Below are 15,320 nucleotides of genomic sequence, written 5' to 3'. Positions count from 1 at the left end.
TCGAAGCATCACCCAACGCCGCTCTCGCCCGCCACGTCGGAACATCCGCCCGTGGCTTGAGGCTCCGGCCTTCGGCCCGCGCACCTCAGTATGAAGCTCTCTTGGACTGCAACCGCAGCAGATATTCGACCGGGTTGAATGGATCAGGCCACGAACGCCGGCGGACGCGCGGAGGGCCGGCCATCGTCGCGTAGTGGTCGAAGCCGGTTTCCATCGTCCCTGCCCCGCTCGTCAGCCGCGGCAATTGCTGCTGGACATTTTGAACCATCTGAGACGCCATGGTGCCTTCGAGCCGGGCTACGCCATCGACGATCACGGAAGCCGTCGTCGTCGCGGCGGATTTCGCAAGCAGGGTGAGCACGTTGCTCAGGCTTTCGACCGGTGCTTCGAGATGAAAGCGGTCGATCGGCTCGCACATGACGGTTTGCGCTGCCGATAGCGCCGTTGCCAGCACCCAGGGCGTCAGTTGCCTGAAATCGGCGGCGGTGCTTGCCGGCGAACTGTAACGCGCCGCCGTCATCGCCACGTGGCAATCGATGACTTGCCAGCCGAAGATGCCCTGCTTCAGCGTTTCGAACACGCTTTCCTCGACCGACCGGTAAAAGGCGATCGGCATCTGGCCGACCTCCACCTCAAGCGCGAAGCTGTTGCCGGAGCCGGGAGGACGTGGCTCGACCCGCAGGCCAACGGTCGCCAGGAAGGGATTGGGCTCCTTGAAGAGGATCTGCAGGCCGTCTCCCGTGCCGACAAGCCTCTCGACCAAGATGATCGTGCTTTCCTCAAAGCCGGCCTCAAGACCGAAATCGGTCAGCAGGGTCGATTGGATGACCTCCTTCTGCACCTCGCCGTAAAGGGACACGAAGACCTCGTCCGCCTGCTCGTTCCGGCGCAGATTGATCAACGGATCCTGTTCGGCCATCCGGTTCAGCGCCAGCCAGAGAGCCGCCTCGTCGGAGGGCCGTCGGGCAAGGACGCGGGTTTCGAGCGTCGGCGGGGCAAAATGCGCCCGACCGACCGAGGCTGGATCGCCGCCCACCGCATCGCCGATCCGCGCGCCCGCAAGGCCGCTGACACGGGCGATCTGTCCGGCGCGAAAGCTTTCCGCACCATGACTGCGGCCGGCTTCGAAAAGCTGGATCGCCGTCGCCCGCTCCTCGCCCCTGGGAAGATCCAGATATTGCCGCAGTCGCACCGTGCCCGAGGTCAGGTAGAGATAGGATAGCTTCTCGCCGCCCCAGCCGCGCTCGATCTTGAAGATCTTGCCGGCAATCGGCCCGTCCGGATCGGGCCGCCGTGCGGGCAGCAGCGTCGCGATGGCCGAGGTCAGCGCGGGCACGCCGGCGCCGGTCATGGCCGCCCCGGCGAAGACGGGATGTACCAGCCCGCGCGCGACCTGATCGGCCAGACAGCAGCCGAGCCTTTCCGCCGTCAGCCGCTCGGGAGCGAGCACATAATCATCGAGCAACGCCTCGTCGTTTTCCCCGAGGGCCTCGCACAGCGCGGAAAAAAGCGGCTCTTCTCCCGTTGCCAGAGCCTCAACCCGCGCCAGCTTGCTGCCGGCATCGATGACGGAAGACATGGCGATCGGCCTGACCGTCAGTTGGGCGGCAAGCGCCTCCAGCACCTCCGGATACCCGGCGCCAAGACGATCGACCTTGTTGACGAAGAAGACGAAGGGAATGCCAAGCCGCCGCAACGCCCGCACCAGCACCCGCGTCTGTGCCTGCACGCCTTCGACCGCCGAAACGACGACGACCGCCGCGTCCAGCCATCCTAACACCCGATCGACCTCGGCGATGAAGTCGGGGTGGCCGGGTGTATCGATCAGATTGACGGTCGTGTCGCCGATCGCAAACGACACCACCGCGGCCCTGATGGTGATGCCGCGTTGCCGCTCGAGTTCGAGAGTGTCCGTCTGTGTATTGCCGGTATCGACGCTGCCAAGCTTGTCGATGATGCCGGCGTCAAAAAGCAGTCTTTCGGTAAGGCTAGTCTTGCCTGCATCCACATGGGCGAGGATGCCCAGATTCAAAGTGCGCATGAACCACCAACTTCTCAGAAATTCGGATGTGATTTTCGTGAGAAGTGAGTCGGCGCATTGGAACCTCTATCCGTTGATACGGCTGGATGCGTTATCCAGGTGGCGGTCGGGAGACGCGGGCCGGATGCTAAGGCGGTGTGGGGAGATGTGTCAAGCGTAGGCGTAGTACCGTCACGGCGCAAACGAGCCGTGACTGGTCTCCTGCGCCGGCGTGCCGTGGCCGCCCCCCTCTGCCCTGCCGGGCATCTCCCCCACAGGTGGGGAGATTGGCTGGACGAACGAACCCGCTCGTTCCAACATCAATTGTTTGGAGAGATTCCATCCGCGAGCCGATCTCCCCCCTTGTGGGGGAGATGCCCGGCAGGGCAGAGGGGGGGTGCCCCGAGGCAGGCTCTCTTGCTCTCCTCCAACTTGATCTGAAGAAATCTACCCCTCCTCCCGCATCGTCTCCCGCTGGGTGATCAGCCGGGCGCTGTGCTGGCCGCTGAGATAGATCCACAGCCAGCTCCAGGCGACGGAGAAGCGGGAGCGGGTGCCGATCAGGAAGTAGATATGGGCAAGGCCCCAGATCCACCAGGCGATCCAGCCCTTCAGCTTGATCCGGCCGAAATCGATGATCGCGGCACTCTGGCCGATCGTGGCGAGGCTGCCCTGATGCCGGTAGCGGAAGGATGCGGGCGCCGGCTTACCCGACAGGCGGGCGCGGATGACCTTGGCGACGTAGCCGCCCTGCTGCTTGGCGGCTGGCGCAATACCCGGCACCGGTTTGCCGTCCTCGCGCATGACCGAGGCGGTGTCCCCGATGACGAAGACATCGGCCAGGCCGGGCGCGGTCAGATCCTTTTCGACGACGACGCGCCCTGCCCTGTCGGCCGGCACGCCGAGCCATTTGGCCGCCGGCGAAGCGGTGACGCCGGCCGCCCAGACGATCGTGCGGCTGGCGACGAAGGTCTCGCCGATCTTCACGCCGTCGGCATTGCAGTCGGTCACCGGCTTGCCGAGATGGACCTCGACCCCGAGCTTCTCCAGCGCCTTTTGAGCATAGGCCGAAAGCTCCTCGGCGAAGCTCGGCAGCACCCGCGGGCCGGCCTCGACCAGCACGACGCGGGTCTTGCGCGTGTCGATGTTGCGGAACTCCTTCGGCAGTGTGAAATGCGCAAGTTCGGCGATGATGCCGGCAAGCTCGACGCCGGTCGGCCCGGCACCGACGATGGTGAAGGTCAAAAGTGCATCGCGCACGGCAGGATCCGCCTCCATCTCCGCCTTCTCGAAGGCGAGCAGCACGCGCCGTCGGATCGTCGTCGCATCCTCCAGCGTCTTCAGGCCGGGCGCCACCGGCTCCCATTCGTCATGGCCGAAATAGGCATGCGTCGCCCCGGTCGCCAGCACCAGCGTGTCATAACCAAGAGTCAAGCCGCCACGTAAGGACACCGTCTTGGCAGCGCTGTCGACGCCAGTGACCTCGCCGAGCAGCACCGTCACGTCGGGCCGGTCGGCATAGAGGCGGCGGATCGGCCAGGCGATTTCGGAGGTAGAAAGGATCGTGGTCGCCACCTGATAGAGCAGCGGCTGGAAGAGATGATGATTGCGTCGGTCGATGAGCGTGATCTTCACGCCCGCACCCTTCAACCCGTTGACGAGCTGCAGCCCGCCGAAACCGCCGCCGACAACGACGACATGATGATCGCTCATGCCCTGCCCCTTTTGCGCCATTTGGCTCGAGACCAATGTGGCCATCGCCGCGAAGGTTGCAACCGCCGTTTCGGCATGCCTGCCCTGCGCCGCTGGCGGTCGAGGGCCGCAACGATTATCGGCTTCTCCGGCAATCCGACGCAGCGAAGCTTGTGGAGCGAGAGTCAAGCGGAGTTAAGGCTGCCCAGACCGAGTCGGCCTGGAACCAGTTCATAGCGCAGATGCGTAACGTGCCGATCAATAGGGACCGACACAGTGGCGACGGGGTCCGTGATAGGGCTGGAACGTATTGTCGAACGCCCTGTACGAACGATAGCGCGCATAGCACCAATCCTCGTGGCTTCCGCCCCGTCCATAATAGGCAGACGATGCATAGGCGCGGTAGGGCCGGCCGTAATAGCGGTAAGGCGAACCGTAATAGCCATAGGGCCGACGATAATAGCCGTAGGGCGACGGCGAACCGTAATAGCCATAGGGTGAGCCGTAATACGATCCGTAATAGGGCTGCGCCAGTGCGCCGCCTATGATCGTACCGACGGCCAGACCACCCAAGGCCCAGCCCCAGCCCGATCCATGACCATGATGGTAGCCACGGTGATAGCCGCCACCCCCGTGGCCGTGGCCGCCTCCGCCGTGCCATTGCACATGCTCTATTTGCTGCTGAGGTTCCATCTTGGGCGGGTTGATAGCCGGAAACGCTTGAGCCGGCGTGACGCCGGGGAACCCTATGATCAAGCATAACGCGGCGACGGTTAGCTTTCTCATGACTGTCCTCCTCTATTCCTCCAAGAAAAGAGAATATCCTCCCCTCCTCCTGAACCAAAGGTGAACGTAATTTGTCGAAAAACGTTCCATCCAGAGGCAAATTAATCGCGATCGATGGCGCGGAGGATCATCGGCTCCTCCTCTAGCGACAGGTCAGCGGGCATAGCCCACGGGTATCGCCATTCCATGTTTCAATTCTTCCATCGAGATCGACGCCGAGACGTGGAAGAGTTCGAGCTTGCGCACGATCTGCTTATAGATGACATCGTAATGCTCGACGCGCGGCAGCACGATCTTCAGGATGTAATCGTGATTGCCGGTCAGCCGGTGCGCCTCGACGATTTCAGGTATGTCGGCGATGATCCTGCGGAAACTTTCCGTCCATTCGTCTGAATGATGGGCTGTCTTGACGAGCGCGAAGACCGTCGTCGGCACGCCCATCTTCTCCCGGTCGAGCACGATGATACGCCGGGCGATATGGCCGCTCTCCTCCAGTCGCTGGATGCGCCGAGAGCAGGCCGACACTGATAGCGCCACACGCTCGGCAAGGTGGGTCACGGATATGCCTGCATCCTTTTGCAGCATATCGAGAATTCGTCTGTCGCGATCATCCAGCATGTGTGTGAAATGGACCTCACGCCTCTTTCTTGCATGGTTTCCTGAAACCACGCAAAATCATATCACGTATTTCACACGGGAGACAAACAACGCAAACACGCCGCGCCGGGATTGCGGCATCATTTTCAAAAGTTCAGGAGCGTGGAGAGCAGGAAGATGGAAACGATAGGTTTGATCGGTGGCATGAGTTTCGAAAGTTCGGCGGTCTATTACCGCCTCGTCAACGAGATGGTGCGCGCCCGCAAAGGCGGCCTCGCCTCAGCCGAGCTCATCCTGCATTCGGTCAACTTCGAGGAGATCGTGACCCTTCAGAAGGCCGGCGACTGGGAAGGCGCCGCCCGCCGTCTCGGCGAGGTGGCAGCGCGCCTGGAGGCGGCCGGCGCCGGCTGCGTCCTCATTTGCACCAACACCATGCACCTGATCGCCGAACAAGTCGCCGCCAAGATTTCCGTGCCGCTGATCCACATCATCGACGAGACGGCGAAATCGCTGCATGCGGCCGGCCGCAAGCGCCCGCTGCTGCTTGCCACCCGCTACACCATGGAGCATGGCTTCTACGGCGACCGGATGAAGAGCCTCGGCCTCGATATCCTCGTGCCTGACGCCGCCGACCGCACCACCGTGCACGACATCATCTTCAACGAGCTCTGCGCCGGTAGGGTGCACGACAGCTCGCGCGAAAAGCTGATCGATATCATCGACCGCGCCATCGAGCACGGCGCCGACAGCATCATCCTCGGCTGCACCGAGATCTGCCTGATCCTCGATCCCGACCGCCTGCCACTGCCGGGCTTCGACACCACCACCATCCATGCCCGGGCGGCGGTCGAATTCGCGCTCGGTACGGAGGAAGCGGAAACGGAAGAGGCAGCTTGAGTGCGCAGTTAATTTAGTTGACTCAGTCAACTAAATGCAGGACAAAGGTCTCCATCAGGAGATTCTCGTCGGCTTGTGCGGATAGTCGCAAACCTCTCTTCCGTCATGCTCGGGCTTGTCCCGAGCATCTGCCTCCGTTCGATAGGGCAGCAGATCCTCGGCACAAGGCCGAGGATGACGCCGAGCGAGGAGCGAGCTTTATCACGTCAGGCCAGATCTCCATCTGGAGATCACCATGTCGGATACCGCCCTGATCGAAACCGCCCGCGATTTCAACCGCTTCTATACGAACTTCCTCGGCCTCCTGAACAAGGCCTATCTCGGCTCGCCGTTTACGCTGACGGATGCCCGCATTCTCTTCGAGATCGGCTCGCATGACGGCGTCAGCGCCGTGGCTCTTGTCCGTGATCTGCATCTTGATCCCGCCTATCTCAGCCGCATCCTCAAGCGTTTCCGCGCCGAGGGGCTGATTGCGACCAGCCCGGATCCGGCCGACCTGCGCAGCCAGATCATCAATGTCACCGATCAGGGACGAGAGCAGTTCGAAGAACTCGGCCGGCGCGCCAATGCCCAGATCGCTGCCCGTTTCGACAATCTCGCAATTGGCGAGCCGCAAGCCGTCGTTTCGGCCATGGACACCATCCGCACCCTGCTCGACTCCGCGGCCAAGCCTGCGCCCGCCGTCATCCGCGCCCACCGGGCCGGCGATATCGGCTGGATCGTGCAGAGCCAAGGCCGCTTCTACGCCGAGGAATATGGCTGGGACCTGCGCTTCGAGGCGTTGGTTGCCGAGGTTGCCGGGAAATTCCTCGCCAATTTCGATCCCGAAAAAGAATATTGCTGGATCGCCGAGCGCGGCGGCATCAATGTCGGTTCGGTCCTCGTCACCAATGGCGGTGACGGCATCGCCAAGCTGCGGCTGCTCTATGTCGACAAGTCAGCCCGCGGGCTCGGGCTCGGCAAACTGCTGGTCGACGAATGTATCCGCTTTTGCAGGCAGAAAGGCTACAGCAAGCTTCAGCTCTGGACCAACGACATGCTGGAGACCGCCCGCGCCATCTACGTCAAATCAGGCTTCCGCCTTGTCTCCGAGGAGAGACACCGGATGTTCGGCCCCGAAGCCAACGGCCAAAACTGGGTCCTCACCCTCTGACTTGCTGTGTCGCAAAAATTTCGCTTGATTTGGAAACGATCATTTCCTAATTAGGCGGACATGAACACCACGAAACCCCAAGAGAAGACCCGGAACCGCGGACGCCCGCGGGAATTCGATGTAGAGGCGGCACTCGATGCCGCTCTCCGCGTCTTTTCCGAGCGGGGCTATCATGCCGCTTCGATCAGCGAACTCACCGAGGCCATGGGGCTTGCCGCCGGCAGCGTCTACAAGGCCTTCGGCGACAAGCGTGGCATCTTCCTCGCCGCCTTCGACCGCTACCGCGCCGTGCGCCGCGGTATGCTCAACGCCGAACTCGATCGTGTCGAGACTGGCCGCGATAAGCTGAATGCGCTCATCACCTTCTTTGCCTCCTCTTCGCACGGGCAGATCGGCAGGCAGGGCTGCCTCGTCGTCGGCAGTGCCGGCGATCTCGCCCTCTTCGACGAAGAGGCGGCCGAGCGCGTCGCGACCGCCTTCACGACGGACGAGACGCTTCTCTCGGACCTGATCCGCCTCGGCCAGTCCGACGGCTCGATCAAGGCGGATCTCGATATATCGGCGGTAGCACTTGCGGTTCTCTGCCTCACCAAGGGAATGCGCGTCATCGGCAAGACAGGCCGCGGCGGCGAGGAAATGGCTGCCGCTGCCGAAGCTGCCATGAAGTTGGTGAGCTGACATTCGGCCGCCTCCCGGAGCGACAAGCCGCGGCATGACCAGAAACGGGTGGCCAGCAGCGGTATGACTTGAGATTATTCCTAAACAATTTGAATACCGGAGTTTCTGATGAGCATTTCAGCCACCACGCCGGATAAGGCCATTGATCGGGAGCTATCCCCTTGGCTCACCTTCCTTTTCGCTGCCGCCTGCGGGCTGGTGGCAGCCAATCTCTATTACGGCCAGCCTCTCGCCGGCCCAATCAGCGCCGAGCTCGGCTTCACGCCGGCCGCCACCGGCCTGATCGTCACGTTGACGCAAATCGGTTACGGCCTTGGCCTGCTGCTGATCGTGCCGCTCGGCGACCTCACCGAGAACCGCCGCCTTGTGCTGCTGCTGGTTGCCGTCTCCGCCGTTGCGCTGATCGGCGCGGCGCTGTCTTCGACGCCCACAGCCTTCCTCGTCGCCTCGCTCTGCATCGGCCTTTCATCGGTCGCCGTTCAGGTTCTGGTTCCCTTCGCCGCCAACATGGCGCCCGATGCAACGCGCGGTCAGGTCGTCGGCAACGTCATGAGCGGCCTGCTCTGCGGCATCATGCTGGCCCGCCCCTTCGCCAGCTTCGTCGCCGAGGCCTCCTCCTGGCATGTGGTCTATTACGTCACCGCAGCCCTGATGATCGTGCTTGCCATCGTGCTGCGCGCCAACCTGCCCGCCCGCCGGCCGAAGACGAAGCTGCGCTACGGCGAACTGCTTGCCTCCATGGGGCATCTGGCGCTGACTTCGCGCCTACTGCAGCGCCGGGCGCTTTATCAGGCCGGCATGTTCGGCGCTTTCAGCCTGTTCTGGACGACGACACCTCTGCTGCTCGCAAGCCCTGCCTTCGGCCTGACGCAGAACGGCATCGCCCTCTTCGCGCTTGCGGGTGCCGCCGGCGCCATCGCCTCACCGATCGCCGGCCGGCTTGCCGATCGCGGCATGACGAAGATAGCCTCAACGCTTGCCATGCTGCTCGGCATGGCTTCGTTCCTGATCAGCCATTTCGCCGCGGACGGCTCGCTTACCGCGCTGATCCTGCTGACGACGGCGGCGATCATGCTCGATTTCGGCGTCACCACCAATCTCGTCTGCGGCCAACGCGCCATCTATGGCTTGAACCCGGAACATCGCAGCCGGCTCAACGGCCTGTTCATGGCCACCTTCTTTACCGGCGGCGCCCTCGGCTCGGCGGTCGGCGGCTGGGCCTATGCGACCGGCGGCTGGACGATGACCGCCTGGATCGGCTTCGCCTTTCCGGCGCTCGCCTTCCTGCTATTCCTGACGGAAGGGCGCGGCAAGTAGTAAGGTCGGGCGCATAGTCCTGAAAATCGGAGTCGATTTCGGGGCTATGCGCGGGTTAAAACAGGAGAACCGCGGGATTTTCTCGTTTTGGCAAGGATGCTTCCGGCATGGAAATGGATAAAGAAAAGATCGACGATGCCGTCCTTGCATTGCTCTGGCTGACGCTGCATGACGGCGATCGGGCCTGGAAGGGTTTCGACTGGGACGTGATGGAGCGTTTGCATCAGAAGGGTCTGATTGAAAATCCCGCCGGCAAGGCCAAGTCGGTCGTTCTGAGCGACGAAGGGTTGCAGCGATCGGAGGAATTGTTCCGCACGCTATTCATGCGACCGACACGATAATCGCCGGTTCCGATTTCAAGACATCAGGTCTCACCAACCATATTAACTGTCGGCGGAATCGAAACGCGAACGGGCGGCCCGAACGGCATCGTGGTTGGCTTCCGCCCAGTTCAACAGTTGCGACAGCGGCTGGTAGAGCGAACGGCCGAGCTCCGTCATCGAATATTCGACACTCGGCGGCTTGGTCGGGAAGACCTCGCGGGCGATATAACCGTCCCTCTGCAGATCGCGTAGCGTCTGCGTCAGCATGCGCTGCGAAATATCGGGAAGGGTCCGCCGCAATTCGCCAAACCGCCGCGGCTCGGCCGCCAGCACTTCGAGCAGCAGCGTCGACCATTTGCCACCGATCTGCTGCATCATGTCCCGGACAGGACAATTGGAAAAATCGAGGCCGGCAAGATCGATCTCGCGCCGCGCCCCCGGCATCCTGTTCTTCAGACTGACGACCGCACCGCTCATCCGCTGGTTCCCTTTTGGTAACGTAGAGCCGAAAACCTGCCTCCTTTACACCGCCAGGTCAATTCCTATTCTAGTGTTACTCTCTTTTCGAGACCACCGGCACAACACAGCCAATACAACACAAAAGGAAACGACCCATGAGCGAAACCATCCTAGTCACCGGCGCTGCCGGTCAGCTCGGCCAGCGTGTCATCCATCACCTGATCGAAACCTACAAGGTCGCCCCCGGCAAGATCGTCGCGGCGACGCGCAGCCCCGAAAAGCTCGCCGAACTCGCGAATAAGGGCGTCGTCACCCGCAAGGCCGATTTCGATGATGCGGCAGGACTGGAGCAGGCTTTCGCTGGCGTCGACCGCCTGCTGATCATCAGCACCGATGCGCTGGATACTCCCGGCAAGCGTCTCGCCCAGCACAAGGCAGCCGTCGCCGCGGCCGTCAAGGCTGGCGTCAAGCACATCGCCTATACCTCGATGCCGTCACCGGACGATTCGCTCGTCACCTTCGCGCCGGATCATCTCGGCAGCGAGAACGCCATCAAGGCAAGCGGCATCGCCCATACGATCATCCGCGACGCCTGGTATCACGACAACTACCTGCACGGCATGCCGCACAATCTGCAGGGCGGCAAATGGTACAGCGCCACCGGCGACGGCAAGGTCTCGACGATCTCGCGCGACGATTGTGCCCTGGCTATCGCCGCCGCCCTTGCCTCCGGCACATCGGAAAGCGCCACCTACACGCTGACCGGCGCGGCGTCGCTGAACAACCGGGAGATCGCCGCCATCGTCTCCGAAATCGCCGGCAAGTCGCTCGACGTGGTCGACGTCAATGACGAGCAGCTCGGCCAAGGCATGCGCGGCGCCGGCCTCCCGGGTTTCGTCTCCGACATGCTGGTGTCGGCCGACGCCAACATCCGCGCCGGCAAGTTCGACATCCTCACCGGAGACTTCAACAAGCTGACCGGCAAACAGCCGCAATCGCTGAAGGATTTCTTCGTGGCGCACAAGGCTGCTTTGACGGCGACTGGAGGTAGCGGGCACTGACGCATTTGCGGGCAGTGGCTTGCGTCACCCCCCTCTGCCCGGCAGGGCAGAGGGAGTGGCCACACTGAGGGCAAATTGCTTCCTCAAACCGCCTGCCCACACGCCTTGCAGAACCGCCGCACCGTTTCCGCCATGCCGTATTCCAGCGCATCGGCGGTCAGGCCGTGGCCGATCGAGACCTCGGCAAGCTGGGGAATGCGCTTCACCAGATCAGGCAGGTTTTCGACGGTCAGGTCGTGGCCGGCATTGACGGCAAGGCCGACGGCAAACGCCGCATCTGCCGTCCGGCCGAGCGCTTCGAGGATCGGGGCCGCCCGTTCCGGCGCGCCGTAACAGCCGCCATAGGGGCCGGTGTAAAGTTCGATCCGGTCGGCGCCGACCGCTTTGGCGATATTAACGGCTTCGGAATCGCCGTCGCCATCGGCAAACAGCGACACGCGGCAGCCCATCCTCTTCAACCGAGCGACAGCATCGGTCAGGAACGCCTGATGCTTACGGAAGTCCCAGCCGTGATCGGAGGTTGCCTGCGAGGGATCGTCGGGCACCAACGTCACCTGCTCAGGTGCGGCCCCGGCGCAGAGCTCGAAGAACTCCTCCGTGGGATAACCTTCGATATTGAACTCGGCCTCCGGGAATTCGTCGTCGATCAGGTTGCGGATGACGGGCAGGTCGGCAAAGCGGATATGCCGCTGGTCGGGGCGCGGATGCACCGTCAGGCCGCTGGCGCCGGAGGCAAGCGCGATACGCCCGAGCGCTTCGACGCTCGGCCAAGGCAAGTCGCGCCGGTTGCGCAGCATGGCGATGGCGTTGAGGTTTACGGAGAGCTTGGCGGGCATGGCTGATATCCATCGGTGCTGAAACAGAGGCCCCTGCTTCTAAGCCAAGTGCCGTGAGATGACCAACGAGATTCGCAAATGGATGCGATGACGACTGCTGATAGGCATCACTGCCGATCGGGGCATTCACCCATCCGCGTACCGCAAACAGTAATTCCCGTCGCCCGTGAAGACGGTGGGTCGATGCTGCAATGCAGCGCATGTTTTGCTGCAGCACACCTAGAACTCACCCCGTCACGTTGCTATCCCATTTAAAAGAGATTACTTTTAGCACTTATAAAAAAGATCGTTCACGCATAACGTGGACCTTGTCTCGCGTAAACGTAGGCCGCGTACTGCTTCTTTCCCACTCAAAAGACCGCTTAGAGGAAAACCCCACTCGCCGCGCCCGGGAAGCAGCTGGCACTTCGCATGAGGTGCAACTCGATGCCCTAGGAGGGTTCATGCCAGACGGTTCCAAACGCCTGTTTGCTGCCGCCGCTATCGCTTCGGAGGCCCGGTCCAAATACCGGTTCCTGCCTTCGGCCGCGCTGCCGCCGGATCTACCGGATGGTCCGGTGCCTATTGCCGACATGGCCAACGCATTCGGCGTTACGCACAGGACACTGCATTTCTACGAAGAGAAGGGGTTGATCTCCGCCAATCGCATCGGCCTGATGCGGGTTTACGGACAAGACGATGTGATGCGCATGGCGGTTATCACCGTCTGCCGTGAGACCGGCATGCCGATCGCCGTCATCCAGGAATTGATGGACGAGCTTCGCAAGGCCGAGTCGCAGGAAAGAGCTGAGGCGATGTTCCGCGAAGCGCTGCAGGTGCGCAAACGTGAGCTGACGGCGGAGATGTCGACGCTGCACCGGCAGCTCCAGCAGGTCGGCGACCTCCTGGATTACGACGCCAGTGTCGAAGAGCCGCCGTTGAACGACAACCAGGACAGCGCAAGCCTAACTCCGCAGGAGCGGCAGTGCCTGGAGCTGATGGCGGAAGGTTATTCCACTCAGCGAATCGCCCGGGCGCTCGACCTGAAACATGACGAAACCAGGGATCTCGAAGCCGGAATTATCCTGAAATTCCGCGCCAACAACCGCTTCCAGGCGATCGCCAAGGCTGTCCTGCTCGGCATCGTCCAGGCATAACCGCGTGCAAGCCTGACGCACACCGCGGGCAGGCCCGACGCACGCCGCGTGCAAGTTTGCACGCAGCATTTCCGACGGCCGCCACCGTCGACTCCCCGCCCAAGATCGCGAGGCGCGATCGAGGTCAGCGCACGATCGTCAACGTCTCCGCCGCGCGCGTGATCGCGGTATAAAGCCAGCGTTCGCGCGTATCGCGAAATGCCCAGCTCTCGTCGAACAGCACGACGTCGTTCCACTGCGAGCCCTGCGCCTTGTGAACGGTCAGCGCATAGCCGTAGTCGAACTCGTCGTAGCGTTTGCGGGTGTTCCAGGGGATCTCGCCCTCGACATCCTCGAAGGCCTGTTTCAGGAGCTTGATCTTGGCAGCTCCCCGGTCCATGTCGTCATCCTCAGGCCGAACGAGGAGATTGATGCCGGGCTTCGTCGTTTCCTTGGACGAAGTCATCACCTGCCAAAGCGAGCCGTTCAGCAGGCCCTTGGCCGGATCGTTGCGGAGACAGACGAGCTTGTCCCCGGTCTGCGGGTAATCGGCATTGAAGCCTTTCAGCTCGCGCAGGCGCTGATTGTAGCGCCGCCGGGTCTTGTTGGTGCCGACGAGCACCTGGTCGGCATCGAGCACTAACTGCTGCGTCACCTCGTTTTTCGAGATCACCTTCGCCGTGCCGTAATCGCCGTACATCACCTCCTTGCCCTCACGCACCTGCATGGCGAGCTTGATGATCGGATTATCGCGCGCCTGGCGATGGATATCGGTCAGCAGGTAATCCGGATCCTGATTGGTGAAGTAACCGCCGCCGGTCACCGGTGGCAGCTGGCCGGGATCGCCGAGCACCAGGATCGGCGTGCCGAAGCTCATCAGATCCTTGCCGAGCGCCTCGTCCACCATCGAGCATTCGTCGACGATGATCAGCGCCGCCTTGGCGACCGGGCTCTGCCGGTTGATCGAAAACATCGGTGCGATCGAAGTTTTGCCGGTCTCTTCGTCCTCCACCGCTTCCTCGCCGCGCGGACGGTAGATCAGCGAATGGATCGTCCGGGCGTTGGAGGCGCCGCGCGAGCGCAACACTTGCGCGGCCTTGCCGGTAAAGGCTGCGAACAGCACATCACCGTCGACATTCTCGGCGAAATGCTTGGCGAGCGTCGTCTTTCCCGTTCCGGCATAGCCGAACAGGCGAAAGAGCGGCGAGCGCCCTTCGTTCAGCCATTTCGAAACAGCCTTGAGGGCTTCGTCTTGTTGCGGCGCAAATTGCATGATCGGACGACTTGGCAGGATTCGCGGGCGTTAGGCAAGGCGGAAAACCGCAAATCGCCCGGCGGGACGATCACCCGTTCTACTGCCAGCCGATGCCGCTCGCGCACATCGACGGGTCCCGTGCGATGGCGTCGGTCAGAAAGTCCAGAACAGTCTTGACGCGCAGCGGCATATTGCGCCGCGAGGGGTAGACGACTGTGATCGGCAGCCGGCTCGGCTGAAAATCCTCCATCACGGGGATCAGCCGGCCGGCGGCGATATCGGGTACGGCGATGATATGGGAGAGCACCGCCAGGCCCGCGCCGGCAAGCGCTGCCCTGTGAATGGCAACGGCGCTGCAGGCGGTCAGCCGCGGCGAGATCCGGACTGATATGTCTTCGGAGCCGTTGGAGAACGACCATGTGGAGGCTTCGCCGGCCCTGTTGTAGCACAGGCACTCATGCTCCTTGATGTCCTTCGGCGTCCTCGGCGGCGCCTTGCGGGCGAGATAGGCGGGCGATGCGACGAGGAAGGCCGTCGTCCAGCCGATCCGGCGGCAGACGAGGCTGCTGTCGGCGACCGAGCCCAGCCGCACTTCGAGGTCGAGACGCTCCTCGATCATATCGGAGCTTTGCTCCCTGAAGAGCAGTTCCACGGAAAGTTTCGCATGGGCGGCGAGAAAATCGCCGAGCCGCTCGCTGAGAAAGAGGCCGAGCGGTGCCGGAACACTGAGCCTGACCTTTCCGGAAGCCATAGCTCCATCGGATCCGGTGGCATCGCCGAGTTCTTCCACCGCTTCGAGAATTTTGAGCGCCATCGGCAGCATCCGTTCCCCCTCCGCCGTCAGCGACAGGCCGCTCGTCGTACGATGTAGGAGGCGCGTGTTGAAATGGCCTTCAAGGGCTGCGACCTGTCGTGACACCGCCGGCTGCGTCACGTCGAGATCATGCGCCGCCGCTGAAAAGGAGCCCGTCTCCACGACGCGTTGAAAGGTCCGCAATGCCGAAACGATATCCATCCCTACCCCCTCATACTTTTGCGCATAGGCCTTATGCAGCCAAACTAGGCTGGAATGGCTTTACAGTCCAGCAATTAAGGATACATTTTATCCATAAGGATACTTACTATCCTTAA

The 15,320-nt window shown here is 62.3% G+C and carries 15 protein-coding genes; 7 read left to right on the top strand and 8 right to left on the bottom strand.

The window, feature by feature from the left end:
- Positions 1-85: 85 nt before the first annotated feature.
- The 4 genes from RCCGE510_RS12095 to RCCGE510_RS12085 form a co-directional block, all read right to left on the bottom strand.
- Positions 86-2,041 (bottom strand): TetM/TetW/TetO/TetS family tetracycline resistance ribosomal protection protein, encoded by a 1,956-nt coding sequence (locus RCCGE510_RS12095; protein WP_007630281.1) that lies wholly within the window; start codon positions 2,039-2,041, stop codon positions 86-88.
- Between the two features lie 426 nt (positions 2,042-2,467).
- The gene (locus RCCGE510_RS12090; RefSeq protein ID WP_007630278.1) at positions 2,468-3,733 is read right to left on the bottom strand and encodes an NAD(P)/FAD-dependent oxidoreductase; all 1,266 of its coding nucleotides are present in this window, start codon (positions 3,731-3,733) and stop codon (positions 2,468-2,470) included.
- 237 nt (positions 3,734-3,970) lie between these two features.
- Positions 3,971-4,498: a BA14K family protein gene (locus tag RCCGE510_RS33350; protein WP_081525717.1), complete on the bottom strand. Its 528-nt coding sequence runs from the start codon at positions 4,496-4,498 to the stop codon at positions 3,971-3,973.
- A gap of 153 nt (positions 4,499-4,651) precedes the next feature.
- Entirely contained in the window at positions 4,652-5,116 is a 465-nt protein-coding gene (locus RCCGE510_RS12085) for an Lrp/AsnC family transcriptional regulator (RefSeq protein WP_007630271.1), read from the bottom strand.
- Positions 5,117-5,272: 156 nt separating this feature from the next.
- On the opposite strand from RCCGE510_RS12085, the gene RCCGE510_RS12080 reads away from it, so the two are divergent.
- The 5 genes from RCCGE510_RS12080 (at position 5,273) to RCCGE510_RS12060 (ending at position 9,481) form a co-directional block, all read left to right on the top strand.
- The gene (locus RCCGE510_RS12080) at positions 5,273-5,992 is read left to right on the top strand and encodes an aspartate/glutamate racemase family protein (RefSeq protein ID WP_007630270.1); all 720 of its coding nucleotides are present in this window, start codon (positions 5,273-5,275) and stop codon (positions 5,990-5,992) included.
- A 235-nt stretch (positions 5,993-6,227) separates the two neighbouring features.
- Complete coding sequence (locus RCCGE510_RS12075) at positions 6,228-7,145, top strand: bifunctional helix-turn-helix transcriptional regulator/GNAT family N-acetyltransferase (RefSeq protein WP_007630268.1); 918 nt, start codon at positions 6,228-6,230, stop codon at positions 7,143-7,145.
- Positions 7,146-7,205: 60 nt separating this feature from the next.
- Positions 7,206-7,823, top strand: a complete 618-nt coding sequence (locus RCCGE510_RS12070; RefSeq protein ID WP_007630266.1) for a TetR/AcrR family transcriptional regulator — start codon at positions 7,206-7,208, stop codon at positions 7,821-7,823.
- Positions 7,824-7,931: 108 nt separating this feature from the next.
- Entirely contained in the window at positions 7,932-9,140 is a 1,209-nt protein-coding gene (locus tag RCCGE510_RS12065) for an MFS transporter (RefSeq protein ID WP_007630263.1), read from the top strand.
- A gap of 107 nt (positions 9,141-9,247) precedes the next feature.
- Entirely contained in the window at positions 9,248-9,481 is a 234-nt protein-coding gene (locus tag RCCGE510_RS12060) for a DUF6429 family protein (RefSeq protein WP_007630262.1), read from the top strand.
- Between the two features lie 42 nt (positions 9,482-9,523).
- On the opposite strand, the gene RCCGE510_RS12055 is transcribed toward RCCGE510_RS12060, so the two are convergent.
- The gene (locus tag RCCGE510_RS12055; RefSeq protein WP_007630261.1) at positions 9,524-9,940 is read right to left on the bottom strand and encodes a helix-turn-helix domain-containing protein; all 417 of its coding nucleotides are present in this window, start codon (positions 9,938-9,940) and stop codon (positions 9,524-9,526) included.
- Positions 9,941-10,077: 137 nt separating this feature from the next.
- Here RCCGE510_RS12055 and RCCGE510_RS12050 point away from each other — a divergent pair, with 137 nt between their 5' ends.
- Complete coding sequence (locus RCCGE510_RS12050) at positions 10,078-10,983, top strand: SDR family oxidoreductase (protein ID WP_007630259.1); 906 nt, start codon at positions 10,078-10,080, stop codon at positions 10,981-10,983.
- An 83-nt stretch (positions 10,984-11,066) separates the two neighbouring features.
- Here RCCGE510_RS12050 and RCCGE510_RS12045 read toward each other — a convergent pair whose 3' ends face one another.
- Positions 11,067-11,819, bottom strand: coding sequence for a pyridoxine 5'-phosphate synthase (locus RCCGE510_RS12045; RefSeq protein ID WP_007630256.1), 753 nt, complete (start codon positions 11,817-11,819; stop codon positions 11,067-11,069).
- A 443-nt stretch (positions 11,820-12,262) separates the two neighbouring features.
- On the opposite strand from RCCGE510_RS12045, the gene RCCGE510_RS12040 reads away from it, so the two are divergent.
- Positions 12,263-12,955, top strand: a complete 693-nt coding sequence (locus RCCGE510_RS12040; protein ID WP_007630254.1) for a MerR family transcriptional regulator — start codon at positions 12,263-12,265, stop codon at positions 12,953-12,955.
- Between the two features lie 124 nt (positions 12,956-13,079).
- Here RCCGE510_RS12040 and RCCGE510_RS12035 read toward each other — a convergent pair whose 3' ends face one another.
- Together RCCGE510_RS12035 and RCCGE510_RS12030 are read right to left on the bottom strand one after the other, a co-directional pair.
- Entirely contained in the window at positions 13,080-14,207 is a 1,128-nt protein-coding gene (locus tag RCCGE510_RS12035; RefSeq protein ID WP_007630252.1) for an ATP-dependent RecD-like DNA helicase, read from the bottom strand.
- A 79-nt stretch (positions 14,208-14,286) separates the two neighbouring features.
- Positions 14,287-15,204 carry a LysR family transcriptional regulator gene (locus RCCGE510_RS12030; protein ID WP_007630251.1) on the bottom strand — a complete coding sequence of 306 codons (918 nt, stop codon included), beginning with the start codon at positions 15,202-15,204 and terminating at the stop codon, positions 14,287-14,289.
- Positions 15,205-15,320 lie beyond the last annotated feature (116 nt).

This window comes from Rhizobium sp. CCGE 510 (assembly GCF_000292525.1).
Classification (GTDB): Bacteria; Pseudomonadota; Alphaproteobacteria; order Rhizobiales; family Rhizobiaceae; genus Rhizobium.
Note: the sequence above shows the minus strand (reverse complement) of the source record. Positions and strands in the feature narration are given on the sequence as shown.